The following is a 25,030-nucleotide window of genomic DNA, read 5'->3' as shown; positions in this document are numbered from 1 at the left end:
CTGGCCCTTGCCTGCTTCCCTGCTCTCGCTCTTCCCTGCTCTCGCTCGCCCTGCCCGTCCCCGGGGCTCAGCCCACCTCGTTCTCCGCCACCGCCTGGCCGTGGACCACCACGTCGCCGCCGTAGAACATGCCGGTGAAGACCGGGGAGTACGTGAGCTGGACCTCGACCTCCACCTGGGCCGCGTCGGCCGCGACGCAGTGGGTCGCGGCGATGTCGGCGCCGGTCATGTCCATCTCGGCGGCGAAGGCCTTCACCCGGGCGTCGCAGTTCCCGTAGTTGATGGGGGCGGGGCCGCCGACGTCGTCGTAGAGGGCCTCGCGGTCGATGTCCTGGGCGGCGTAGCGGGCGGCCTGCTCGGCGATGTCGGCGGCGCGTTCGCGCTTGGAGATGGACATGCCGCCGTCGATGACGAAGGCCGAGAGGGAGAGGAAGACCAGGGCGAAGACGATGACCGCGCCGGCGCCCGAACCGCGGTCGTCCAGGTGCGCGCGCCTGCGGGCGAGCGGGCGCGCGAGCCACTCGGGTACGAGCGTGCGCACGTCGGACACGGCCGTTCTCGCGACGGGTACGGGAGTTCTCACGCCGTCCTCCGGTACGGGTCCAGCGGGGAACTGAAGGTCGCCGACAGGGTGGTGGGGATGTTGAGGCCGATGGTGGCCAGGCCGCGTATCTCGCAGCTCACCTCGACGGTGAAGAGGGTGTCCGGTTCGAAGCCGGCGCTCTTCTGGACGACCGAGACCGGGCCGGAGCAGACGTCCGCCAGGTCGGCCTCGGCGGCCTTCCTCGCCTCCGCGATCGCCGTGCCGTGGTTCTTCTGGATGGAGCCCGCGCGTGCCGCGTCCCTGGCGGCGCCGTCGAGTGCGCCGCGGCCGTCGACCAGCTGGCCGAAGGCCACCAGGACGAGGATGAAGAGGATCATGACGGGGGCCAGGATGACCACCTCGACGGTGGACAGGCCGTCGTCGTCACCCGGGCGGTGCCGGCTCCTGTGCGCGGGCGCCGGGCGGTGCCGGCTCCTGTCCGCGGGCCTGTGCGCGGGCCTGTGCGCGGGGGCTGCGTTCATCTAGTTCTGCCCCTCCGGCACGAAGCGCTCCACCGGGCCCGTCGACTGGGCGTGCACCGTCAGGTCCAGGCCGGGGAAGACGGTCGGGATGCGGGCCGTGATCTCCACGCCGACCGTGTCCTGCTCCGGCTGCAGGGTCTTCACGTCCGGGGAGAGGACCAGTTGCGGGCCGAGCTGCCGGATGTAGCTGTCGACCACGTCGTTGGCCTCGCCGCGCCAGCCGCCGGGCTGGGCGTCGGCCGTCGCGCGGGCCTTGCGTGCGCCCGCCTGGGCCGCGGCCTGGGCCACGTGGTCGGCGAAGAAGTACAGACCGAACTGCACCGTCGCGAAGATCATGAAGAACAGCACCGGGGTGAGCAGCACGAACTCGATCGCGGTCATGCCCGAGTCGTCGCCGCGGGTGGCCGCGGCCTCCCGCGCCGCGTCCACTCTTCGGCGCACCCGTCCGAGGACACCGCGCACAGCAGCCGGCATCCCCGTCCTCGTCCCCGTCGGTTCCGTCACGTCCTCGTCCCCGTCAGCCCCGTACAGCGGCTGGTCAGCAGGTCTTGCCCGCGTCCGCGCCCTTGATGCAGTCGCCGACCTTGTTGGCGCCGTCGCTGAGCGCGGCGTTGATGATGGCGGCCACGACACCGACGATCGCGACGACGACCGCGGAGATGATGACCCACTCGACCGCGGAGGCGCCGCGGTCCAGTTCGCCGGAGCGGGCGCGGTCCACGCGGGCGCGCAGGAAGGTGATCAGGAAGTCGACGGGCACGATGCCCGTGGTGCCGGTGCGGAAGTTCCGTCCGTTCATGGCGGGTTCTGTCCTCTCGTGTCGGTTGTGGGGGCGAAGCGGCCCGGATCTGCTAACCGAATCTCGGATCTGCTGACCGAATGAAGCGAAGCGCGGAACGCGCGGGAAGCTGCGTCACACCTGAAACACCCGCATCGCCGCCGGGTAGATCAGGAACACCAGGAACCCGGCGCACAGCAGGAGCTGGGCCACGAGCATCGACTGCGACTTCTCGCCGGCGCTGCCCTCGATCTCGGCCAGTTCGCGGTGGCGCATGGTCTCGGCGCGGGACGAGAGGGACTCGCGGACCTTGGCGCCGTCGTCCGCCACCAGGGCGAGCGAGGCGGAGAGGTCCTTGAGTTCCTCCACGCCCAGTTCCTCGCCGAGCTGACCGAGCGCCTGCCACTGGCTGATACCGGTGATGCGCGCGTCGGCGAGGGCGTTGCGAATCCGGTGGGTCGCCCAGCCGTCCGACACCTCCGCAGCCGCCATCAGCGCCTCCGGCAGACCGCGGCCGCCGGCCAGGCTCATGGACACCAGGTCCAGGTACGCCCCGATGACGCGCCGCAGGTCACGGCGCTTCTCGGCGGCGTCCCGGCGTACCTCCAGGTCGGGCAGGAAGAAGAACAGCGCGGCGCAGAGCAGGGCCAGCCAGACCGGGATGACCGGGCTGTCGCCGAAGCCCAGCGTCCACACGATCGCGAACAGGAACGGGCCGAAGAACAACCCGCCCACGGCCAGCAGCGCCTTCGTCGCCAGGAACTTCTCCCAGCTGCGGTCAAGGACCGCCAGGTCCGCGCGCAGCGAGCGCTGCTCCCAGCCCTGCTGCAGGTACAACTCGGCGACGCGCGCGCCGACCTGGGCGCGCAGTGAGCCGAGGCGGCCGGTGTCCTGCGCGACACGGGACGACTCGTACGCCGCCCCGCGCGCCCGCATCGCGTCGATGCGGGCGACCTGCTGGATCGAGCTGCGTCTGCTCGGCATCAGGGCGCGGACCAGGGCGTAGATGCCCAGGCCGAGGACGGCGCCCACCAGGACCGGCATGGTCAGGTTCATCGTCGTACCCCCTCGTTCCCAGACGCCGACGGCTGCTGGGACGGTTGCGGCAGGCGTTGTACGGGCTGACCCGGCTGACTCTGCTGACCCGGCTGTCCCGGCTGACCCGGCGTGCGCGGGCGTACGAACTGGACGTCGGTGCCGTCCCGGACCAGGAAGCGCTCCGGCGTCTCGATGGTCGACAGCTTGCGCAGCCACCAGAAGCCGAGCGCGAACAGCCCGCACACGCAGGCCAGTACGAGCTGCCCGACGGGTGAGCCGTACGGCTCGACGAAGTCGCGGTTGAAGATGGACAGGCCGAGGACGAACAGCACCGACACCGCCACCACGATCTGCACGGACCGGCGCGTCGAGGCGCGCTGCGCCATCACGCGCTGGCGCATGTCGACCTCCTCGCGCGCCGACTTGGCGAGCGCGCCGAGCACCTGCCGCAGACCGGGGCCGCGCAGGCGCGCGTTGAGGATGAGCGCGGCGACGATGATGTCGGCGGACGCGTCGTCGATCTCGTCGGCGAGGTGCTGGAGCGCCTCGGGCAGCGGGGTGCGCGAGCGCAGCCGGTCGACCAGGGCGTCCAGGTGCGGGCGCAGCACCGGGGCGGCGGCACGGGCCGAGGCGGGGATGGCCTGCTCGAGGCCGACCGCGCCCGCGATGGTGTCGCGCAGTGACTCCGTCCAGGAGGCGAGGGCCTCCACCCGCTTCATGGCGGCGCGTTCCTCGGAGGCGCCGCCGAAGAGACGGTCCCAGAAGAAGACGAGGATGCCGGCGGCGATGCCGAGCACCGCCCAGCGGGTGAGGAGCAGGACGACGAGCCCGACGATGGCGGCGGCTGATCCGCGCCGCCCCGCCCAGCGGATCAGCTCGTTGACGCGCTCGCTCGCCTGCCGCCTCTCGTGCTCGGGCTTGGCCGGCAGCCCGCGTACGGCGACCAGCAGCAGCGCGAGGCCGCCGCCGACGGCGACACCGCAGCCGAGCGCGTACAGCACCGTGGAGGAGAACAGGCCGCCCATCGACCCGAGCGAGCCGAACGAGTCCAGCGCCGCGAGCGGCACGTCGGTGGCGTGCGCGGTCGCATCCGTGGTGGCTGTGGTCACGTCCCTCACCCCCAGGTTCCGTTGGGCCGGTAGCCGTAGGCGATGAGTTCCTCCAGGCAGGCGATGGGGGCGTGCGGCACGACCTGGCCGTCGGGTGTCTCGGCGAAGACCTCGCTGGACAGCACCCTGCCGTCGACGCCGTTGACCTCGCGGACCGAGGTGACCATGCGCTGGAGGGTGCCGCCGCTCTGGAAGTTGTTGCGCCGCTGCACGAAGACGACGAAGTTCACGGCGCCGGCCACCAGCATCTGGCTGGCCTCGATGGGCAGCCGCTCCGTGGCCTGGAGGGCGTACGTGGAGATGCGGTTGAAGACCTCGTGCGAGCTGTTGGCGTGGATCGTGGAGAGCGAGCCGTCGTTGCCCTGCGACATCGCGTTCAGCATGGTCACGATCTCGTCGCCGAGGACCTCACCCACGATGACGCGGGAGGGGTTCATACGGAGGGACCGGCGGACCAGTTCCGCCATGCTGATGGTGCCCTGCCCCTCGGAGTTGGGCAGCCGTTCCTCGAACGCCACGACGTTGGGGTGGAGTTCGGGGAAGGTGTCGAGCCCGAGTTCCAGCGCCCGCTCGACGGTGATCAGCCGTTCGTTCGGGGGGATCTCGTTGGCGAGGGCACGCAGCAGCGTCGTCTTGCCGGCGTTGGTGGCGCCCGCGATCATGATGTTCTTGCGGGCCCGGACCGCGCAGGCCAGGAAGTGGCCCAGCTCGGGCGTGAGGGTGCCGTTGCCGACCAGGTCGGAGATGAAGACCTTGCCCAGGCGGGCGCGGCGGATGGAGAGCGCCGGGCGCCGGGCGACGTCCATGACGGCCGACAGACGCGAACCGTCCGGCAGTCGGAGGTCCAGCTGGGGGTTGGCGGAGTCGAAGGGCCGGGAGGACAGGCCCGAGTAGGCGCCGAGGATCTGGATCAGCTCGATGAGCTCCTCGTCGGTCTCGGCGACCGGCTCACCGCGCACCTCGCGCCCGTCGGCGTACCCGACGAAGACGTGGTCGCAGCCGTTGATGTCGATGTTCTCGACCTCGGGGTCGTCGAGGAGCGGCTGCAGCCGCCCGACGCCGAACAGCGCGGCGTGCACGGCGGCGGCGTACGCCTCCTCCGTCTCCGCGTCCAGCGGCGTACGCCCGGCGTTGATCTCTGCGCGGGCGTACTCCTCCAGTATCTGCGCGATGACGGCGCGGGCGTAGTGCCGTTCGTCCTCGGTGGACATCGGCGTGACGCCGGCGACCTGGTCCTGGCGGCGCTGCTCGGAGATGCGGTCACCGGCGTCCTGCCGGAACCGCTTGACCAGCGAGTGGTCGACGGCACTCATCGACCGGCCCCCGCGTGCCCGCCGGGCCCGCCGGTGCCGGTGCCGGTGTAGCCGGTGGTGGGGCCTGTGTGGCCCGTCGCCCCCTGGTGCCCCACAGGCCCGGCGTTGGAACCGGCGTGCCCGGTGTTGGGTACGGACCAGGCGGCGCCGAACTGCTGGTACAGGTCGGAGGCGACCTTGCGGGCGGAGCGGACGAGCAGCGACTTCTCCAGCCGGCCGCGTCTGCGCCCGGCCAGCTGGTCCGCGCCGGCCGGGTCGTCGGCGATCGTGCCGACCACGCGGGCACCGGTCTGGGCGTGCACCAGCATGTCGTTGACCTGGCCGGAGAGCTTGGCGGCGTTGTTCGTGTCGGCGACCAGGACGACGCCGATCAGCGGCATGCCGGGCGCTCCGGGACGCACGGCGCCGTTCGGACCGCCGTGCAGCTTGTTGGACAACGCGGCGGCGCGGTCGCGTACACGGGCGATGGCCTCCGGCTCGGTACGGGAGAGCAGGAGGACGAGCGCGGCGTGCGGGAACAGCTCGGTGGCCGGGGTGTCTCCGCTGACGCGGCCGCAGTCGGCTATGACGTCGGCGGGCGCGTTCGGGGAGTCGGCGAGGGAGGCGAAGGCCCGGCCCAGGGTGGGCCACAGCCCCGCGAGACCGGCGGCCTGCTCGGAGATCCCGAGCCCGACCAGCACCTCCAGGCCGCCGCTGAGCGGCTGCACGTGGTCCCAGAGCTGGTCGGGTACGAGGCCGCGGCGTGCGGTGGCGGCGATCGACAGCATGCCGGTGTTCGGGTTCAGCGGACCGCCGTGCGCGGCGGCGGACCGGTAGACCAGGTCGCCGCCTGCCGGGTCGGTCTCGGCCAGCAGGACACGGCGCGGCCAGACCGCCGCGAGGGCGACGGCCGCGGTGGTGACGCCGGGGGAACCCTTGTCGGCGGCGAGAGCGATGAGGGCCATGGCTTCTTCGGTCGCCTTCTAGTTGCCGGGAACGCGCACGATGGCGACCTCGCCGGCGGCGGCCGCCGAGGCGAGGGCTGCCGCGTCGGCCTCGTCCACCAGGAGCGTGACCGACTTGTTGCCGGTGCTCACGGTCGAGTCGCCGTCGTCCGCGACGCCGTTGACACGGGCGTCGGGAACGATCGCGCCGCCGGATGCCGAGGACCCCGTGTCCTTGTCGGCGGAGCCACTGGACCCGGAACCGCTGGAGCCGACGCGGTAGGCGGCGACGATGTCGCCCGACTTGATGCCCGCCGGGTACTGCCCCTCCTTCAGGGCGACGCCCACGGAGGCCTTGCCCTCGGGGAGCTGCTCCTGGGCGGCGAACATCTGCCCCATCACGACCGTGTCCTTGAAGATCGTGGACTTGGCCTTGAGTTTCTTCAGCGCACCGAGCTGCGACCACTCGATGTAGTTGATGCTGTCGTCGGCGGCCACCATCACGGACGTGACATGGTTGCCGACGGACTCGCCGGCCTGGATCTCCGACGTCACCTTGACGACCTCGACCCGGTCACCGGCCCGCAGCACCAGCATGGTGGCGCCCAGCGCACCTACGAGGATCAGCAGCACCGCCAGCGCGGCCAGCGCGGGTTTGCGCTCGCGAGGAGGACTGGGAAGCCGGTCACCGACCGGCGGCTGAGCCGGAGCCGCGGAACGTCCCGCGCCCGCCCCCGTACGCTCCTGGATCTTCACGCAACCGCTCCCCGTACACCCAAGAAATTGTCTGCCATGTTCCGAGTTCCGAGTTCTGACATGCCCGACTCGGACAGGAACTGCCCGAGTACGACAAGTACGTGCCCAAGCGCGCAGAACTCGCCGCAATTCCGGACACGTGCCCCGCACTCACCCGACCGATGACGTCCCGGGACATCCACTGACACACCCGCCCGACCTGGGCGAACAACCAGCAGTGAGGCGAGTGTCAAGCCTTGGCACCGTATCAGCCGCACATAAGCCCCTCAAGGCATCCCGCCCCCCTGCCCAAGCACCCGCCCACCGTTACTCATCTGCAACTTCACACCCCCGGAACCCCCTTGAGCACGGCCCATCCAGCCGCCACCCCCACTGTGCTCGCGCGAACCCCGGACGACCACCCCCGAACACCGCCCGCACGCGCTTCGCCACGGCGCACTCATGGGTCCTGCACGATTCACTCACGAGAGAGCGGCGGGCCCGTGCCATGATCTTCGCTCGGACCGGTGACGGGGGGTGACACGGGCCGACCGCGGAGCAAGCACCGGGGGCGGCGGCCCCGTTCACCGATGCACTCACACGTCCCGGAAAGCAACCCCAAGCACCCGCGCGAACCGGTCGACGGCGACCGGCCGTCGGCCGCGCCGACGTCCGGAAACCCGGCCTCGGTCCTACGAAGGTCCCACGAATGTCCCACGAAGCAACGGAGTACTCGTGAACCGTCCCACAAAGGCAGCCCTCGCCTCCCTGACCCTCCTCTCCCTCGCCGCACTCACCGCCTGCGGCGGCAGCTCGGACTCGGAGACGGCGACGGACAAGCCCAAGTCCGGTGAGTCGGCGAACGCGGACAAGGCTCCCTCCCCCTCGGAGCGCCTGGCCAGCACAGTGGTCACGACCTCCAACGCCGACGGCTTCCGCGTCGACAAGCCGCAGGACGAGTTCGTCTTCGCCAAGTCGACGGACGAGGTGACGGTCGACAAGCCCGTCTGCGCACCCCTGGCCTACGCCATGAACCAACTGCCGCTCGGCAACCCGGAAGCCGACCTCACCCGAGTGGCCTCGGGACAGACGGACGCCGAGACGGAGATGACGAAGGGCATCGTCTACACGTACGTCACCCTGTCCGCCCACCCTTCCGGTGACGCACAGTCCGCCTTCGCCGACGCCCGGAAGGCCGTGGATGCGTGCGGCGACGGTTTCACGGCCGAGGCGAACGGCGACAAGAGCCCCTACGACTCCGTGACACCGGAGAAGGTCACGCCGGCCGGGGACGAGTCACTGGGCTTCGCCTCCACGCTGACCTCCCGCGCCGTGCAGCACGTCGTGCACGGCGAGATCGTCCGAAGCGGTGACGTCCTCGCCGTCTACTTCTCCGTCGACGGCATGGCGATCGCCAACGGCAGGCCCAGCGACGCGAAGCTCTCACCGACGGTGGTGAAGGCGCAGAACGGGAAGCTGGGGTGAGGGCGAGGGCCCGCCGTTGGGCATCGCCGCGGGCTCCGGCGCCGACGCCCTCTTCGCCACTCTGACGGTTCCGGCGACGAGCCAGTCGACTCTGGCGAAACCTGGCCCCCCTCTACTACCGTCAGTTTCTCTTGACAGAATCTTTGTACTATGGGGGAGCTCACTGTGAAGCGCCGTTCTTTGCCCGTCGCCACCGCGCTCGCTGCGACTGCGACGCTGCTCCTGACGGCCTGCGGCGGTGGGGACGACAAGTCCGGGAACAGTGACGAGATCGCTGGTGCGGACACCAGTGCTTTGCCCTCCGCGACATCGTCGGGTGCTGCCGCTCCGGAGTCCGCCGACCGTCCGGACATCACGCTTCCGAACGACGTCAAGGATGTCTTCGAGAAGTGGGAGACGGGCGATGCGGCGAAGGACACCGTCCTTTCCGACGCCGCGCGTGCGCAGACCGCGATGAACGAGGCCATCGTGCAGGGCAAGACGGACACGGAGGGCTTGGCCTTCTACTACGACGGCAAGGCTCTCACCACCTCAGTGAAGTGGGTCCAGAAGTGGCTGGACGCCGGGATCACGTACACCGGCACCACCCGCTACTTCGGCCCCAAGGTCGAACTCTTCAACGCGAAGTCCGCAGGCGTGTCGTTCTGCGCCGACGAGACGAAGGCCTACAACAAGGACCGAAAGACCGGAAAGATCGACAAGTCTCCAGCCACCAGCGATTCCTACGTGCTGTACAACACCCGGCTGGAGAAGGACGACCACGGCGTCTGGCGGACGACCGACGGCACTTCTGTACGGGGGAGCGAGACATGCGTGCAGTGAGGAGGACCCGGCTCGCAGCGGCAACGGGGGCGCTGGCCGCCACGTGTGTGCTCACTGCGGCCGGCACCGCGTTCGCGAAGGATCCCGGCGGATCCCAGTTCGACGTCGAGGGCAACAACGACAAGAACAACGGGCAGACGCTCGAGTCCCGCATCGTCTTCACCGACTCGACGGGAGGAGGCGGCCGGGAGAGCTCCGGAGGCTTCACCCCGGCCGGGGACTGGACACCGCCGGCCTGCTGGTACGAGCCCAAGTGGACGCCGGCGGAGTTCGCCGAGGAGTTCCGCAAGAGCTGGGACATACCCCATGCCAGCGGGGTGGGCGAGGCCTACCGGCTCTCGCAGGACCACTACATCAACGGAGAGCCGTACGAGGACTTCAACAAGGAGAAGACCGGCAAGGGCATCTGGTGGGAATCGGTCCGGGACGAGGACCGCGCCGAAGCGGGCGACCCGGCGGCCTTCGCCTGCGACGCCCGAACGTTCTGGGTCGACAACGGTGAGGCTCCCGAAGTCGAGAACGCCGTCACCCCGGAGATCCTCGCCCAGCTCGCCTACTCGAGGATCAAGGTCCCCGACACGTCCGTCACTCTCGCTCCCGGCGACGCGACCAAGGTCAACCTGCCCACCTGGGCCTGGCTCGACAAGGCCGAGTTCGACGAGGTGTCGGTCACGGCGTCGCTCGACGTGGGCGGAGTGAACATCCAGGCCACCACCACCGCCACGCCGGTGGCCCTCAAGCTGGAGCCGGGCACCCCGGACGCCGAGACCTACCCGGCCTCCGGCGAGTGCACCATCAACGCCGACGGCTCCATCGGCGAGCCCTACGCCAAGGGCAAGGCCGACCACACCCCGCCCTGCGGCATCAAGTACCTCCGCTCCTCCGGCAAGGGTGCGTTCAACCTTCAGGCCACGGTCACGTGGGAGGTCGAGTGGACGGGCTCTGGCGGGACCGGCGGCGACCTGCCGGACGGCACGTTCGGGAACGACCAGGAAGTGGTCGTCCAGGAGATCCAGTCGATCAACCGCTGACCTTCGGACGGAGGCGTGCACATGCCGTTCCTGAAGTTCTTCTCCAACGAGGTGAAGGAGATGGCGACCACCCTGGAGAACAGCGGTGGTCGAACGAAGGAGGCTTCGCGGGAAATGAAGCGGCCGATGCCAGTCAGGTCGGTCACTCGGGTCTCCAGTCCGCCTGTGCCGACTTCGCTGACTCGTGGGGCTACGGCTTCGGACCGCTCTCCAAGCTGACGCAGGGCGTCTCCAAGTCGCCAACAAAGCGTCCGACGAGTTCCTCAAGACAGACCAAGCGCTTTACGAAGAGCTGAAGAAGTCCGCCGCGAACACGGAGCAGAAGAGCTGATTGGCGCGGGTCGCGCCCGTCTCACACGTCGACCCGCGGGGGCCAATCCACACCCGCTACGGAGAGACGTGCGAGGTGTTTGGCCTTCCGTCGCCGAGTCACACCGAGACCGACGAGATAGCAGAGGAAGAAGGCGCCCCATATTCCCGCCGCGATGGATACGCTCTTCGCCGTGTATCCCGGAAAGATGAGGAATATCGCCATGACGGTCGGTAGAATGAGAATGTTACTCAGAACACGCGCATTGTACCGCCCGCCTGCATCGACGACCATCTGCGAGTGGAGAATCTGCACTTGGGGCCGGACTCCCTTGACGGGAGTGAGACCGCGTCCCGGCTGCATGCCCGGCAGCAGCTTGCGGGTCGAGGCCTCTCGGTTGAGTGTCAGCAGGGCGGTGGCCCGCTCCCGAGCGTCAGGGGTGCGAAGGAACAGGAAGTAGGGGTTGTTCAGCGCCGCACCGCCCGGGGCGTGTCCCATGTAGCGATATCCGAAGCATTCGGCGACATATGCGAAGGCCGCGAACTTCTTCAGACCGGGGATGTGTGGCCTGACCACGAACTCGTGCGCTTCTTCAGCGACCGCCTTCATCAGTTCGTTCAGCAGATGCCGTTCGTCCATGGCCGTCTCTTCCTTCGGCTCGTACGAGGGCGAAGCCTCATCGTGGCATACGGCCACCACCGGTCAACTTACCGATTCTGCCGGCACAACATACGGGGAGAAAAAGATGAGTTCCGACAATACCCGAATCTGGGGTTCGATCCGGCATGGGGCGATCTCGAGGCCGTGCAGGAACTGGTGAAGGCCGTGGGCCGCCTCACCAGCGGCGGCGACTCAGCCCAGACAGAGCTGAGCACCATGGGAATGTCGGACGGGATCTGGGCAGGCAAGTCCGCCACGACCTTCCAGGACACCTACGCGCGGTCCCACCGTACCTGAAGAAGGGTCTGGGGTCGCTGGACGCCGCTCGTCGAGCTCTCAGCAGTTGGGAGACTCAGCTGGACGAATTCCAGTCGAGGGCACGAAAGTTGGAGGAAGAAGCGGTTGAAGCAGTCCGCAAGGTCGGACGCACAGCCGCATATTTACAAAAACTAAATAATGCCCGGCCAGCCGTCATCGCTGCAGGTAAGACTGCTTCCCATTCCTGAAAGGTCTCGGCGCAGCAGGTAAAACGGGCGACTTCTTCGCGTCGCCGGTGTCGGCGCAAGTGCTCTGGCAGATTCAGCGCCGCTGATGTATAGGCACAGGGAGATCCTCGAAAGGCCTTCAAGGAAAGGGTGCCGGTTACGTCCGCGGATGTGTCGGAAGTCGGCTTCAACGCGTCACTGACCGCCGCGACGGTCGCACCGAACCCCGTCACCATCGGCTTGGCGGTGGGTACCGGCCTCGTCTACGGCGATGCAAAGGTCGTTGAACACTGGAACGACAACAAGGCAAATGCGGGCAAGGCAGTCGACTGGACCGGCGATAAAATATCGAAGGCCGGAGAGGAAATCGCCAATGGCGCGAAGAGCGTTGCAAAGGCCGCCAACCCCATGAACTGGTTTTGACCGTGACGAGCGATCCAGCGAGAGAGAAAAACATGGAAGAAGAACTGCGATTTGAGCTCCGACCTGCCTTGCACAGAGGGGCACGAGGCCGCGGGGGCGTCGTGGCGCATTTCGGCGAAGTGACCGTGGAAGTGCAGCAAAGGAAGGGGATCGGCCCTGCCTCGGGAAGCCACTGGGAAGTGAGTCTGCATGGCGATCAATTCCCTGACGTCATGTACCGTACGGTCGGTCCGGCTCAAGCCACACTAAGGAACTCTCGCCTTCACGTGGACGGACATTCCGTCGGAATGCAGTTCAACCACCAAGGCCTCAGCAGTGTCGCGCGCGCACTGCACCTGGAATACAAAGATCGGTCGTACACCTACCGTAGGACGGAACTCTCGCGAGGCGCCACCCTGAGTCGCCCCGGCACTTCGCTCACCACCACTCGGGAAAAGAGTAGCAACGGAAAAGGAATGAGCACGTTCGGTGTTGCGACCGGAGAGTATGATGCGACCGACCTCGCACTTGTCATTGCCTTCGACAGCATTGACACTTCGGAACTGACTACGGCCGGCGCAGTGTCTGGAGCAGTGAACAGAATTCTCTTTCCACGCTCCAACCAACCACCAGCTGACTAACGAGCTCGTGCACGGTAGGCGGTGAGACGTCGGGCACCCTCGCTTGGATGCTGGACATCTGCACACCGAACCCACGGGGCCGCCACCGCCTTGGCGCACTACCGCCTCTCCGCTTCATCCCCTCTCCTCCGCCTCTGTTCATCGATACTTTCGACAGCAACGCGTCCCGGTTGATGAACTCGTACGTTCTGCACCCGACCGAACGCCGGCGCCAACGTGCCGCCTACCTGGCAACCCCCGGCAGCGCGGCCCTGAAGCCCATCCACGGCCTGTCAGCGCCGACGGCCAACCGGTGACCCGCCCCACCGTGCGGATGTGCGCCCGCTGCCAGCGAACAACGGACGAGCCGGTCGTGGTCCACGAGGTTCACGCCGCCACCGGCCCAGGCTTCAACGTCTACGCGTGCCCCGAGTGCGCCCCGCACTACCCGCCGACGACGGGCCGCTTGCACATCCTCGACTCCGCCGCCCGCCGCCGCTCCCGCCTCACACTTCGCGTGTACAAGGTCAGCGCGGACGGAATTGCGACCGACGTCGGCCACAGGGCCGAGGTCCACGCCGGCGGCCCCAACGAACCAATCCCCCATTCATCGGCGTATCCGCCATGCGCGTGCCCGAGGTGCCGGCGCCCCTCCCAGTAACCACTGGCTGCGCGCCCCACTACACAGCCCCGGACGCGACACCCAACGCGTCCGGGGCTACCACACGTTCAGGCACGGTCAGGACACACGAACACGACCCACCGGCGCCTGAAGATCTTGCATCACCACGGTTCTCGGAGTAACCCGCCCTGGCTAAATGCGGAACCCCACGGATACCGTCAGTAGGCCTGACCTCACTTCTGTCTCACGGGGAGTCCACTGTGAAGCGCCGCTCTTTGCCCGTTGCTGCCGCGCTCGCCGCCTCAGCAGCCTTGCTGCTGACGGCCTGCGGAGGCGGGGACGACAAGTCCAGCGACAACGACAAGATCGCGGGGGCGGACCAGGGACCTGAGAGTCCGAGCAAGACCGCAGAGGCGTCGAAGGGATCGTCGAGTGAGGAGTCGGACGGCGTGGACGTCTCCCTGCCGTCCGACGTGAAGTTGGTCTTCGACTGGGACAAACCGAAGAACGCGAACGAAGCGGCCGCCATGGACGACGCAGCCAACTTCTTCCGCGCCATCTACCGTGGCGTCGACAAACACACGACCAAGGACCCCGCCGTGACGGCATACGCCACTGGCGGTGGAATGAAGTACGCGAAGACGCAGATCGAGGCATGGATCGAAGGCGGCTGGACCGCCACCGGCACTCTGCGTCATTACGACGTGTCCACCCGGTCCTCCGAAAACGGCACATCCGTGGAAGTGGCGTTCTGCGCCGACGCGAGCAAGTTCTACGGCAAAGAGGTCAAGACCGGCAAGGTGCTCACAACCGAGCCCAGCGCCGAGGACTTTGATCACTACAAGATCATCATGACCAAGTACCCCACTGCTGAGGGACTGTGGCAGGCGTCCAAGGTGTTCGTCGAGACGAAGGCGGCACAGTGTCAGTGAGATCGTCACTCAGCACGACCGTCAGCATCACGACGCTGGCGCTCGTCATCAGCCTCTTCGCTCTCTCCGCCCCTGCCTATGCGGGGAAACCAGTGGGTTCCGACAACGGTGCCGAAGCAGAGCAGACAGGCGGCGGTGACGACTCCGGCATCCATGCCGCCGTCCGCATCGAGTACTCCGGTTCCGTCGCCCCGAACGGCGGCACGGGGAACGTGGCGTCCGCCGATGTCAACTGGGAGCCTCCGCCCTGCTGGTACGCCCCGTACCTCGGAGCCAAGGACTTCAAGAAGAAGATGTCGGCGAACATCGAGGATGCCGCAGGCACCGCGACAGGCACCGCGGCCTCCGCGATCGGCCAGACGAAGCAGCACTACGAGGACGAGTTCGGCTGGGAGGACCACCCCGGCTACAAGGACTACAACGTCGACAAGGACGGTGAGGGGATGTTCTGGGCCGGCGTCGAGAACCCGAACGAGCCCGACATCCTCAAACGCGGTTCCTGCAGCGAGCTCCCCTTCTGGGTCGACAACGGCGAGGCACCGCCACCCCAGTTCGAGCAGGCCATCGACCCGGAGATGCTCGCCGCCCTCGCCTACCAGCACATGGAACTCCCCGGTACCGAGGTCACACTCGCTCCCGACGGGACCACGAAGGTGAACCTGCCGACCTGGACCTGGCTCGACAAGGCCGACTTCCACGAGGTCCAGGCCACGGCAGCGATCAACGCCCCCGGCTTCGCCCTCCAGGCCACGACGACCGCCACACCGGTGTCCCTCACACTGAAGCCGGGAACCGACGACGCCGAGACCTACCCGGCCTCCGGCGAGTGCACGATCAACGCCGACGGCTCCATCGGCGAGCCCTACGCCAAGGGCAAGGCCGACCAGACACCACCCTGCGGCATCAAGTACCTCCGTTCCTCCGGCAACGGCACCTTCGACCTACAAGCCACCATCACCTGGGACATCGCCTGGACCGGCACCGGCGGCGCGGGCGGCGACCTGCCGGACGGGACGTTCGGCACCACCCAGGCGGTCACCGTGCAGGAGATCCAGGCTGTCAATCGCTGACACCTGATCGACACGCACCAGACCTTTCACATCACGTGTTGGGAACGGCACTCTGAAAACGCTCACCTTCCGGGCTGCTGACCTCGCTGCCGCCTTCCTCGCCAACCAGAGACTGGATTGACCCCCAATGTCCGACTTGACTGTCGATTTCGAGCTCCTGAAGACCTCGGCAAAGCAACTAGGGGTGATTCGCCGGGAGTTCGAAGACCTGAACGACTGGAAGGATGACATCACATCGGCAGTGGGGGCTCCGGACCTCAGGGGCGCCATGACGGACTTCATCGACAACTGGGACGACAACCGTAAGCGTTTGGTGGAGTCGTTGGAAGAAGTCGGAAAGATGGTCGAAGGAACGCGTGACGCCTTCAAGAGTCTGGACGATGAACTGGCTAAATCTGGCAAGAAGAAGTAGCCATACGTCGATCTCCGCATCGCCTTGCTGACTCTGGGGAAAAAATGGCACGACCCAAAGACTGGCATCCACTGCGCGAAAGTGACCCGGTACCCGGTGATCCCGACGAAGTTCGCAGCCAAGTCAAACACATGAAGAAGATCGCCGAGTACTTGCGAACTCAGGCGAAGTCCCTCACGGCCATGGCAGACGCCGACAACCTCAAGGGGAAGTATGCCGACGAGCTGACAGAGAACTCCCGCAGCTTGGGACGCAAACTCGATTTGGCCGAGGATCGGTACCGTGAGGTCAAGGGGCACCTTTCCGACTGGGCCGACGACCTGGAAGGTTTTCAAAAAAGAGCCGACAAAGCAATCACCGACGCCCAAGAAGCCCAAAGAGTCATCGATCAGCGTTCAGAGAAGACCGAAAAAAAGCCCGATGACAATAAAAAGGGCGAAAGTGACACCTCTGAATCAAGCGATGAGGATCCCGCTCTGACGCGAGCCAAGGAGGACCTCGCCGACGCACGCCGCCGCCTCAACTCAGCAGAGGGCGACTACCAAGAGCGTGCCACTCACTACGCCGGAAAGATCCGGTCGTCCATCGACGACGACATGAAGGACAGTTGGTGGAACGATTTCAAGGGGTGGGTCGCGGACGCCGAGTGGCTCGGCGACATCGCCGACTGGGCCAGTTGGGCAGCGACGGTCGTCGGGGTAGTAGCCATGTTCTTCCCAGCCGTGGGTGTCATCGCTCTGGCCCTCACGGTCGTCGTTGCTGCCATCCATATCACGCAGGCGGCGACTGGAAACGGCTCGTGGTTCGATGTGGTCATGGACCTTGGCGCGCTAAAACTTGCACGTACGGGAATGAAGGCTGCGAAAGCTGTCAAGGCGCTGCAGAAGAGTTCACGGAAGACCGCTGCCGGGCTGGCCGAGGGGCAAGCAAAGTCGCAGGCGGCCCGCGCGAACGCAGGGGCCCGCAAAACCGCTGTTCGGGCCGAGCGCAGGCGGGGCGGGACCTCGCGGAAGAACCGCGAACGAGCCAGAGCGAAACGGCTTCGGATGGAGGGGGAAAACCGCACGGCAGGCAAGCGTGCCTCCAACGAGGTACGTGATGCCGAGATGCCACAGATCACGGCACAAGAAAAGGCGAGCGCCATTGGGGACAAGGCGCTCGCGAAGCAGATGAAGGACATCAACAATTGGCGTGATGCCTACCCCGACAACCCTGCTCTGGCTTCCAACGCCAGTCAGGCCCAGCGCCACAAGGACGCGGTCCAGGGATCGTGGGCTGCTTCGACCGGGCTCGACGCCGCGGACAAGAGCGCGGATGCCGTCACCAACGACGGATACAGCAGGATGAAGGACCGCATGACCGCACCTGTTGGCTCACAGTGGTGAAGGAGACCGACCGATGACGACTGCCGATGACGACGGAAGGGCCGGACAGGCCTTTCCCTGGCTGCACTACGTTGTCGCAGGCGTGAAGATCGTCTTTGTGCTTGCCATCTTCCGTCTCTTCTCTACGCCCTTCTCCGAGGAAATGTTCGGAGAGCAATGGCTGCCGATGCCGACGTGGGACTGGGCGCTGGCATCGACGACTCCCGTACTGCTCATCTTGTTGGCCCGCCGACCGGCCGACTGGGCAGCGTTGTCCGGCGAGCGCACCATCCTGCGTATCGCTCTCACCTTCTACCTCGCGTACGGCCTGGTGTTCGCGGCTCTTCAGAGCGAGGAAGTCCTGTGGGTGTCCGTCGCTGCCGGCCTCGTCGGCTTTGTGGCCATGCGCCATCTCGACAGCAAGGAGTCTGACCATGCCGGCTGAGCAGAGGGAAGCTGCCGGCCACGAGAGTGCACCGGCCACGGGTTACCGCCTCCTTCTCCCCTCTCAATGGGCACATATTCCTCTGCGCCAGGGCACGGAGGAAGCGGTCGAACAGGTCTTGCAGCAAGCGTACGCACGGCTGCCAGCAGGCGCCCCTGCGGACAAGGTCGGCCCGTACAAGCAAGAGTTGGCACGCCGATTCCGCGAATCCGTTGCCACGGCTCGAGAGCGCAACGCTCTCGATCTGTACCTCCCCGTGAGGCCCGTGGGCGACGAGGAATTCATCCCCGGCGCTTCGATCCTTGTCACCGAGACCGTGCTGCCTGCCCAGAAGGGTGATGGGCCCCGAACTTCGCCCAGCGAGGTAGCTGTCCAGTTGCTGACCGAAGACAGTCCGGCGCATGCCGACCTCAGCTCCGGCGAGGTGGACGGTGCACTCGCTGTCCGACGGGAACACGTCGCGGCCGCAACTCCCGACCGAGGCACCGTTGTGGCTTCTCGACGCGTCGAATACATCGTATCCGTCCCAGGAGATCCCAACCGATGGTTCGTAGCCGCGTTCTCCACGATTGGGGGCGGTGACCCGAGAGACGAACTGGCGGAGGCTCTTGTGGAATGGTTCGACGCCGTCATGGCCACCTTTCGCTGGAGGTATCGATGAGTGACCCATTCTGGCCGATCATCGATATCGAGTATGTCGACGTTTATCCGTGGGTGATCATCCCTCCGCGAGCGGGGGTGTCCTCCCCCTTCGATGAGTGGGACGACGTCCAGGATTGGTGTGGGGAACGGGCGAAGGACCTGTGGGCCGACAGGGAGTTGCCCCCGGGGTCCAACGGGGTGGCCTTCGTGGGAGAAACACTGGCGCGCTGCGCCGAAGCGTTCTGCCGTCCTGGATCAGATCACTGGCTGTTCCTGCACCTCGACCACCCGTTGGATGTCCCACTGGCCGTATGCGCGGCCATCGGCCCGGCCCAAGGGCCACGGGAGGCAACTCTGCGCATGCTCACCGAAGCTGACGACACCACTGCCGTTGAGCCCCCTGTCGTGAAGAGCTTTTTCTCGCCTCACCTCGGGGAAGGAATGACAACTTTTCGATACGTGACCCAAGAAGAATCACCACATCTCACCGCTTGTCTGCGATACGCGTGGCAGGTTCCGGAGCACGCAGCGGACATCGTGATCTGGACGGGGACCGAAGACGTCGGTCGTATCCTCAATGCCGCCGAAGACGTGGAGGAACTCGCCCGCTCCCTGGCTGTCTTCGTGCCGTGATGGGGCGCGCTCATGAGCAGTGCGGAGCCTTGCGAAGAGCGAACCTCGTGGGCCATCACGCCAGTACCGGTCGCTGCTTGTCCACCTACAGCGACGGTGCGGCAAGGCATCCAGCTCCCCGCCGCACCGCGACCCGCTCGGCGGCAGCCTGCGCTACTTGCTTCGCGCCTGCTTCGCCAGTTCCTCGTCGATCTGTTCGAACTTGTCGGCGGCCGTCGTCAGGTAGTCGCCCATGCCGTCGAGGCCGTCGAGGGTTTCCTTCGCGCCCTTGGTGAACTCGTCGAAGTTCTCGTCGAAGGCCTTGGAGGAGGACTTCGTGACGTAGCCGCCCTCGACCAGGTTGGAGATGTACTTGCGGAGGCCGTCGAGCTTCTCCTGGAGCTTTTCCTTCTCCTTCACGACGTGCTTCGCCGCGCTCCGCATGTCGTCGTATGTGACGTCAAGGTCCTTGGCCATGAAGCCGCTTCCTCTCACAATGCCGCAGGGCCAACCCCCGTGGCTCCTCGTTTGCGGATCGAACCGGCGCACTGGTCGGACCGACCATGTGGCGCGACCGGTGTGATCGTCCGCTCTTGAGGCAGCAGCTTACGGGGGAGGCCATTGGTGTCACATCCCTCCGTTGCCATCGGGAACGGGCGGGCGTATCCCCGTTGCCGTATCGCGACACGCGGCGGATATCGTCGCCTGGGACTGTGGGCCGTGGTGTGGGGGAGGACAAGCGTGCGACTGACTCTGACCGTCGTCGACCCGTACGGAGGGGCCGCCGCCGACGTGGTGCTCGACGCCGATCCCGAGTCGACCGTCGGGGACATCGCCGAGGAGCTGGCCAAGCAGGTCGGGGTCTCGGGTGCGCAGGTCATTCCCATCGGGCAGCAGCGTCAGCAAGGCAGTGGCGGTGGCAGTGGCGCTCCGCTTGTTTATGTGGACGGGTATGCCGTTGATCCCTCCGCCACCGTCGTCGGGTCGCCCCTGCGGGAGGGGGCCGTCGTCTCGTTGCAGGATCCGTCCGGGTGCCTGCCCGGTGAGCCGACCGGGCTCGTGGAGCTGCGGGTCGTCGGCGGGCCGGGGGCCGGGTTCGTGCACCGGCTCGGGGTCGGGAAGTACGACATCGGGAGCGGACCGGCCGCCTACATAAAGGTCGAGGACCCCGAGGTCGAGGCCCGGGCGCTGACGCTGTCCGTGGCCAGCGACGGGGCCTGCAAGGTCGTCGTGCACGGCGACAAGGAGGACGTCACCCTCGACGGGGAGCCCGTCAAGGACCGGGACAGTGAGGAGTGGCCGCTCGGGGGGCAGATCGCCGTCGGGAACTCGCTCGTCGAGCTGGCCCGGTACTCGCCTCCCAACGCGGCGCTCAAGTGGTCCGAGGACGGGGTCGGGCTGGACTACAACCGGCCGCCGCGGCTGCGCCCGCCGCAGCGGCAGACCAACTTCCGGCTGCCGTCGCCGCCCCGCGAGTACGAGGCCCGGCCGCTGCCCTGGCTGATGGCGCTGACGCCGCTCGTCGGTGCCGTCATCGCGGTGGCGGTGTTCGGGCGCTGGTACTACCTGATCATGGCGGGGCTCAGCCCGATCCTGCTGTTCGCCAACTACTTCAACGACAAGAAGCACGGGCGCAAGTCCCACGCCAAGCAGGTCAAGGAGTACGAGGAGCAGAAGGAGAGGATCGAGAAGGACGCCCGGGACGCGCTGGTGGCCGAGCGGGACGACCGGCGGCAGGCCATTCCGGATCCGGCGGTCGTGCTGTCGGTCGGGACCGGGCCGCGCACGCGGCTGTGGGAGCGGCGGCGGACCGATCGTGATCACCTGCTGGTGCGGGTGGGCACCGGGCAGCTGCCCTCCGAGGTCGTACTCGACGATCCCGAGCAGGACGACCACCGGCGGCAGGTCACCTGGAAGATCGAGGACGCGCCGGTCGCGCTGGCGCTGCGCACGCTCGGGGTCGTCGGCATCGCGGGCCCCGGGGATTCCGCGCGGTCGCTCGGGCGGTGGGCCGTCGCGCAGACCGCCGCGCTGCACAGCCCCATGGACGTGCAGTTCTACGTGCTGAGTGAGAACTCCGCACGGAGTGAGTGGGACTGGGTGCGGTGGCTGCCGCACGCGCGGCCCTCCGGCGGGCAGGACGTCAATCTCCTCATCGGGACCGACGCCGAGACCGTCGGCGCCCGCATCGGTGAGCTGACGCAGATCCTCGACGCCCGCAAGAAGGCCGCCGAGCAGAAGGGCGGCGGGGCACAGGGGACCAGTTTCAGTGATCCGGACATCGTGGTGGTGTGGGACGGGTCGCGGCGGCTGCGGTCGTTGCCGGGGGTGGTGCGGCTGCTGCGTGAAGGGCCGGCGGTTTCGATGTTCGCCGTCTGTCTCGACTCCGAGGAACGGTTCCTGCCGGGTGAGTGCCAGGCGTTCGTCGTCGCCGAGCCCCAGGCGGAGGGAAGTGGGCAGCAGCAGCGGGATGAGCAACCGCAGCCGCCGCAGCAGGCCGTGGGGGGCTTTCCTTCGTTCCAGGCGTGGCACACGGGCGCGCCGGCCGAGGCCGAGCAGCGGGCCCGTGCCGAGAAGCTGCGGCTGCGGGTCGAGGAGGCGGGGGTCGAGCGGATCACGGACGTACGGCCCGACTTCGTCACGCCCGCCTGGTGCCTGCGGCTGGCGCGGGCCATGTCGGCGCTGCGGGACATCAGCGGAGAGACCGAGGACTCGGCGCTGCCCGGGGCGAGCCGGCTCCTTGACGTGCTGCAGCTGGAGCCGCCGACGGCCGACGCGATCGGCGCGCGGTGGCGGATGGGCGGCCAGTCGACGATGGCCGTGATCGGTGAGTCGTACGACGGGCCCTTCGGCATCGACATGCGCAAGGACGGGCCGCACGGGCTCATCGCCGGCACGACCGGTTCCGGCAAGTCCGAGCTGCTGCAGACGATCGTGGCGGCGCTCGCCGTGGCGAACACGCCCGAGAACATGACCTTCGTCCTCGTCGACTACAAGGGCGGGTCCGCGTTCAAGGACTGTGTGCAGCTGCCGCACACCGTCGGCATGGTCACCGACCTCGACGCGCACCTCGTCGAGCGGGCGCTGGAGTCGCTGGGCGCCGAACTGAAGCGGCGCGAGCACATCCTCGCCGCCGCCGACGCCAAGGACATCGAGGACTACCAGGATCTCGTGAGAAGGGATCCCTCGCATGCTCCGGTGCCCCGGCTGCTCATCGTCATCGACGAGTTCGCCTCCATGGTGCGGGACCTGCCCGACTTCGTGACCGGACTCGTCAACATCGCCCAGCGAGGGCGTTCCCTCGGCATCCACCTGCTGCTCGCCACGCAGCGGCCCAGCGGTGTGGTCTCCCCCGAGATCCGCGCCAACACCAACCTCCGGATCGCGCTGCGCGTGACCGACGGCGGCGAGTCGACCGACGTCATCGACTCGCCCGAGGCCGGGCACATCTCGAAGAACACGCCGGGGCGCGCCTACGTACGCCTCGGCCACTCCTCCCTGGTGCCGTTCCAGTCGGGGCGGGTCGGCGGCCGCCGGCCCGGTGCCGCCGATCCCGCCGCGCTCGCCCCGTGGGTCGGGTCGCTGGGCTGGGAGGACCTGGGCCGGGGGGCGCTGACCAAGCCCAAGACCGAGTCGCGCGAGGACGACGAGATCACCGACCTCAAGGTGCTGGTCGACGCGGTGCGCGACGCCAACCGGTCGATGGGCATCCCCGCCCAGCACAGCCCGTGGCTCCCGGCGCTCGACGAGACGCTGCTGCTGGACGATGTCGAGGTCCCGGTGCTCGCCGGTACCGCCCCGGGGAAGCTGCCGCCCGCCCCGTTCGGCATCGAGGACCTGCCCTCCGACCAGGCCCGCCGGCCGGTCGTCGTCGACTTCGCGAGCTTCGGCCACCTGATGATCGGCGGTGCTCCGCGCAGCGGCCGCTCCCAGGTGCTCCGCACCATCGCGGGCTCACTGGCCCGCACCCACTCCGTCGCCGACGTCCACCTGTACGGCATCGACTGCGGCAACGGCGCCCTCAACGCGCTGACCCGGCTGCCGCACTGCGGTGCGGTCGTGGGCCGCAACCAGACCGAGCGGGTCGTACGCCTCGTCAACCGGCTCAAGGGCGAACTGTCGCGCCGACAGGACCTGCTGGCCGACGCGGGCTTCGCGGACATCGGCGAGCAGCGGGCCTCGGTGGAGGAGGGTGAGCGGCTGCCGCACATCGTCGTCCTGCTGGACCGCTGGGAGGGGTGGGTGCCGACCCTCGGCGAGGTCGACCACGGCTCGCTGACCGACGAGTTGCAGACGATGATGCGCGAAGGCGCGAGCGTCGGCATCCACCTCGTCCTGACCGGTGACCGGACACTGCTCGTGGGGCGCATCGCGACGTTCACCGAGGACAAGTACGGTCTGCGCCTGGCCGACCGCGGCGACTTCTCCGCCCTGGGCATCCCGTCCCGCAAGGTCCCCGAGGAGATCCCGCCGGGCCGGGCCTTCCGCAACGAGGCCGGTACGGAGACGCAGTTCGCGCTGCTCTCGGAGGACACCACGGGACAGGGCCAGGCTGCGGCGATCACCGCCATCGGCGAGGCCGCCACGGCCCGGGACGCCGAAGTGCCGCGTGCCCGGCGCCCGTTCCGCGTCGACAGCCTGCCCAGCCGGATCGCCTTCCCCGAGGCCTGGGAGATGCGCGACCCGGAGGCGTCCCGTTCCAGGCTGTGGGCGCTGATCGGCATCGGCGGCGACGAGATCGTCGGCTTCGGGCCCGATCTCGCCGAGGGCGTACCGTCCTTCGTCATCGCGGGGCCCGCCAAGTCGGGCCGCTCCACGGTGCTGATGAACGTCGCGCAGTCCCTTCTGGCCCAGGGCACCCGCCTGGTCGTCGCGGCGCCCCGCCAGTCGCCGGTACGGCAGCTGGACGGCAGGGAGGGCGTGCTGAAGGTCTTCACCGGCGACGACATCGACGAGGACGAGTTCGAGGAGCTGATCGACGGGGCCGGCCCGGAGGAGCCCATCGCCGTGCTCGTCGACGACGGCGAGATCCTGGAGGACTGCGATGCCGAGCGCCAGATGAAGAAGATCGTCTCCCGGGGCGCCGAGCGCGGCCTCGCCCTCGTCATCGCGGGTGACGAGGAGGACGTGTGCAGCGGCTTCTCCGGCTGGCAGGTCGACGCCAAGAAGGCCCGCCGCGGCATCCTGCTCTCCCCGCAGGAGTCCTCCAGCGGCGACCTCATCGGCCTGCGCGTCTCACGCCAGATGGTCGGCGGCCAGGTCACGCCGGGCAAGGGCATGCTGCACCTCGGCGACGGGGAACTGCGCACGGTGGTGATCCCGGGCTGACCGGTGGAAGACGGGCTGAACCGTGGATCGCGCGCCGACCGGCGGGAGACGGATCGGCGGAGCCGGGGCGGGCCCGGGGCGGCTGCTCCGGGCCCGCCCCGGCCCGGAGCCTGTCGCCCCGGCCCGGAGCCTGTTACTCGATCTTCGACAGCCGTGCCTCCGGCCGGCCCGACTCCTCGCTCTGTGAGGCGTAGTCGAGGTCGTCGCCGACCGGGGTGAAGGTGACCGTGGTGGGGGCGGGGTTGCAGCCGTCGTGGTTGCCCTTGGCGCCGACGGAACCGGCGACGATCTGCTTCTCCGTGACCTTCTTGAGGGTGATCACGTCGACGCAGACGCCGCCCAGCGCGTCGGTCTGGTGGAGCCTGCCCAGTTCCTGGCCGACGTTCACCTGCTTGATCGTGATGCGGAAGGTGCCCAGCGGGAGCTTGCCGTCCAGGGCGGCGGCCTGGCCCTCCCAGGTGCCGAGGTAGCGCTCGGGCAGGCTGCCGGAGGAGGAGGCCGAGGCGGAGGGCGGGCGCGTGGCGGGGGCGCCCTCGCCGGAGTTGTCGGCGTCCCTGCCGCCGCCCGGCAGCACGTCCAGGACGAACACCGAGCCGACCGTCACCGCCGCCAGCGCTCCCGCCACCGCGAGCGCCACGGTGCAGCTGAGCCGTCGGCCGCGGCCCTCGGTGCCCGTGCCGTTCCGGGTGGCGGTCGCCGCGACGGAGAGGGCGAGTCTGCCGCGCGCAGGGCTGCCGTCCCGGTCGGTGTCCTCGCGGGCGGCGAGGCCGCTGTGGGGGCGGCGGGCGAAGCCGGGACGGCGACCCCGGCCTCCGGTGTCTTCGGCC

23 protein-coding genes and 2 pseudogenes are annotated in these 25,030 nt (G+C 68.1%); 13 read left to right on the top strand and 12 right to left on the bottom strand.

The features are described 5' to 3' along the window. Positions 1 to 67 precede the first annotated feature (67 nt). The 9 genes from HZS56_RS12460 to HZS56_RS12420 all read right to left on the bottom strand — a co-directional run bounded on the left by HZS56_RS12460 (position 68) and on the right by HZS56_RS12420 (position 6,982). Complete coding sequence (locus HZS56_RS12460) at positions 68 to 541, bottom strand: pilus assembly protein TadG-related protein (protein ID WP_216720795.1); 474 nt, start codon at positions 539 to 541, stop codon at positions 68 to 70. A 38-nt stretch (positions 542 to 579) separates the two neighbouring features. Continuing rightward, positions 580 to 1,065: a TadE/TadG family type IV pilus assembly protein gene (locus HZS56_RS12455; protein WP_253914135.1), complete on the bottom strand. Its 486-nt coding sequence runs from the start codon at positions 1,063 to 1,065 to the stop codon at positions 580 to 582. Then, positions 1,066 to 1,539: a TadE family protein gene (locus HZS56_RS12450; protein ID WP_216720746.1), complete on the bottom strand. Its 474-nt coding sequence runs from the start codon at positions 1,537 to 1,539 to the stop codon at positions 1,066 to 1,068. A gap of 64 nt (positions 1,540 to 1,603) precedes the next feature. Next, positions 1,604 to 1,864, bottom strand: coding sequence for a hypothetical protein (locus tag HZS56_RS12445; RefSeq protein ID WP_031035077.1), 261 nt, complete (start codon positions 1,862 to 1,864; stop codon positions 1,604 to 1,606). A gap of 114 nt (positions 1,865 to 1,978) precedes the next feature. After that, a complete protein-coding gene (locus HZS56_RS12440) occupies positions 1,979 to 2,899 on the bottom strand; it encodes a type II secretion system F family protein (protein ID WP_216720745.1) in 921 nt (306 codons plus the stop codon). Continuing rightward, the gene (locus HZS56_RS12435; protein WP_216720793.1) at positions 2,896 to 3,906 is read right to left on the bottom strand and encodes a type II secretion system F family protein; all 1,011 of its coding nucleotides are present in this window, start codon (positions 3,904 to 3,906) and stop codon (positions 2,896 to 2,898) included. Before HZS56_RS12435 ends, HZS56_RS12440 begins: the two co-directional genes overlap by 4 nt. Positions 3,907 to 3,995: 89 nt before the next feature. Beyond that, positions 3,996 to 5,303 (bottom strand): TadA family conjugal transfer-associated ATPase, encoded by a 1,308-nt coding sequence (locus HZS56_RS12430; RefSeq protein ID WP_216720744.1) that lies wholly within the window; start codon positions 5,301 to 5,303, stop codon positions 3,996 to 3,998. Then, complete coding sequence (locus HZS56_RS12425) at positions 5,300 to 6,247, bottom strand: hypothetical protein (protein ID WP_216720743.1); 948 nt, start codon at positions 6,245 to 6,247, stop codon at positions 5,300 to 5,302. The genes HZS56_RS12430 and HZS56_RS12425 overlap by 4 nt, the downstream gene beginning before the upstream one ends. A gap of 18 nt (positions 6,248 to 6,265) precedes the next feature. Next, positions 6,266 to 6,982, bottom strand: coding sequence for a hypothetical protein (locus tag HZS56_RS12420; RefSeq protein WP_216720742.1), 717 nt, complete (start codon positions 6,980 to 6,982; stop codon positions 6,266 to 6,268). A gap of 714 nt (positions 6,983 to 7,696) precedes the next feature. Between HZS56_RS12420 and HZS56_RS12415 the strand changes: the two genes are divergently transcribed. The 3 genes from HZS56_RS12415 to HZS56_RS12405 all read left to right on the top strand — a co-directional run bounded on the left by HZS56_RS12415 (position 7,697) and on the right by HZS56_RS12405 (position 10,299). Further along, on the top strand, positions 7,697 to 8,446 hold the full coding sequence (locus tag HZS56_RS12415) for a hypothetical protein (RefSeq protein WP_216720741.1): 750 nt from the start codon (positions 7,697 to 7,699) through the stop codon (positions 8,444 to 8,446). A gap of 150 nt (positions 8,447 to 8,596) precedes the next feature. Next, entirely contained in the window at positions 8,597 to 9,268 is a 672-nt protein-coding gene (locus HZS56_RS12410) for a hypothetical protein (protein ID WP_216720740.1), read from the top strand. Next, positions 9,256 to 10,299 (top strand): hypothetical protein, encoded by a 1,044-nt coding sequence (locus HZS56_RS12405; RefSeq protein ID WP_216720739.1) that lies wholly within the window; start codon positions 9,256 to 9,258, stop codon positions 10,297 to 10,299. The genes HZS56_RS12410 and HZS56_RS12405 overlap by 13 nt, the downstream gene beginning before the upstream one ends. A gap of 352 nt (positions 10,300 to 10,651) precedes the next feature. Here HZS56_RS12405 and HZS56_RS12400 read toward each other — a convergent pair whose 3' ends face one another. Then, the gene (locus HZS56_RS12400) at positions 10,652 to 11,248 is read right to left on the bottom strand and encodes a hypothetical protein (RefSeq protein ID WP_216720738.1); all 597 of its coding nucleotides are present in this window, start codon (positions 11,246 to 11,248) and stop codon (positions 10,652 to 10,654) included. 165 nt (positions 11,249 to 11,413) lie between these two features. Here HZS56_RS12400 and HZS56_RS38160 point away from each other — a divergent pair, with 165 nt between their 5' ends. The 9 genes and pseudogenes from HZS56_RS38160 to HZS56_RS12355 all read left to right on the top strand — a co-directional run bounded on the left by HZS56_RS38160 (position 11,414) and on the right by HZS56_RS12355 (position 18,896). Beyond that, entirely contained in the window at positions 11,414 to 11,566 is a 153-nt protein-coding gene (locus tag HZS56_RS38160; RefSeq protein WP_253914134.1) for a hypothetical protein, read from the top strand. 302 nt (positions 11,567 to 11,868) lie between these two features. Continuing rightward, positions 11,869 to 12,177, top strand: a pseudogene (locus HZS56_RS12390) (PE-PGRS family protein); the annotation flags it as partial. Between the two features lie 1,481 nt (positions 12,178 to 13,658). Continuing rightward, on the top strand, positions 13,659 to 14,330 hold the full coding sequence (locus HZS56_RS12385) for a hypothetical protein (RefSeq protein ID WP_216720736.1): 672 nt from the start codon (positions 13,659 to 13,661) through the stop codon (positions 14,328 to 14,330). Between the two features lie 26 nt (positions 14,331 to 14,356). Then, positions 14,357 to 15,400: a hypothetical protein gene (locus HZS56_RS12380; RefSeq protein WP_216720792.1), complete on the top strand. Its 1,044-nt coding sequence runs from the start codon at positions 14,357 to 14,359 to the stop codon at positions 15,398 to 15,400. Positions 15,401 to 15,527: 127 nt separating this feature from the next. Further along, positions 15,528 to 15,812: a hypothetical protein gene (locus HZS56_RS12375; protein WP_216720735.1), complete on the top strand. Its 285-nt coding sequence runs from the start codon at positions 15,528 to 15,530 to the stop codon at positions 15,810 to 15,812. Positions 15,813 to 15,856: 44 nt separating this feature from the next. Then, positions 15,857 to 17,197, top strand: a complete 1,341-nt coding sequence (locus HZS56_RS12370) for a putative T7SS-secreted protein (RefSeq protein ID WP_216720734.1) — start codon at positions 15,857 to 15,859, stop codon at positions 17,195 to 17,197. 13 nt (positions 17,198 to 17,210) lie between these two features. Then, a complete protein-coding gene (locus HZS56_RS12365; RefSeq protein WP_216720733.1) occupies positions 17,211 to 17,621 on the top strand; it encodes a hypothetical protein in 411 nt (136 codons plus the stop codon). Continuing rightward, the gene (locus tag HZS56_RS12360) at positions 17,611 to 18,282 is read left to right on the top strand and encodes a hypothetical protein (protein WP_216720732.1); all 672 of its coding nucleotides are present in this window, start codon (positions 17,611 to 17,613) and stop codon (positions 18,280 to 18,282) included. Before HZS56_RS12365 ends, HZS56_RS12360 begins: the two co-directional genes overlap by 11 nt. Next, complete coding sequence (locus tag HZS56_RS12355) at positions 18,279 to 18,896, top strand: hypothetical protein (protein ID WP_216720731.1); 618 nt, start codon at positions 18,279 to 18,281, stop codon at positions 18,894 to 18,896. The genes HZS56_RS12360 and HZS56_RS12355 overlap by 4 nt, the downstream gene beginning before the upstream one ends. A 153-nt stretch (positions 18,897 to 19,049) precedes the next feature. On the opposite strand, the gene HZS56_RS12350 is transcribed toward HZS56_RS12355, so the two are convergent. Continuing rightward, positions 19,050 to 19,352, bottom strand: a complete 303-nt coding sequence (locus HZS56_RS12350; RefSeq protein ID WP_194276485.1) for a WXG100 family type VII secretion target — start codon at positions 19,350 to 19,352, stop codon at positions 19,050 to 19,052. Positions 19,353 to 19,616: 264 nt separating this feature from the next. Here HZS56_RS12350 and HZS56_RS12345 point away from each other — a divergent pair, with 264 nt between their 5' ends. Then, positions 19,617 to 24,203 (top strand): FtsK/SpoIIIE domain-containing protein, encoded by a 4,587-nt coding sequence (locus tag HZS56_RS12345; protein WP_216720730.1) that lies wholly within the window; start codon positions 19,617 to 19,619, stop codon positions 24,201 to 24,203. Positions 24,204 to 24,336: 133 nt separating this feature from the next. Here the strand turns inward: HZS56_RS12345 and HZS56_RS12340 are convergent. Then, positions 24,337 to 25,030: pseudogene (locus HZS56_RS12340) on the bottom strand (serine/threonine protein kinase); the annotation flags it as partial.

The organism is Streptomyces mayonensis, from assembly GCF_018982965.1.
Lineage (GTDB): Bacteria > Actinomycetota > Actinomycetes > Streptomycetales > Streptomycetaceae > Streptomyces > Streptomyces mayonensis.
Note: the sequence above shows the minus strand (reverse complement) of the source record. Positions and strands in the feature narration are given on the sequence as shown.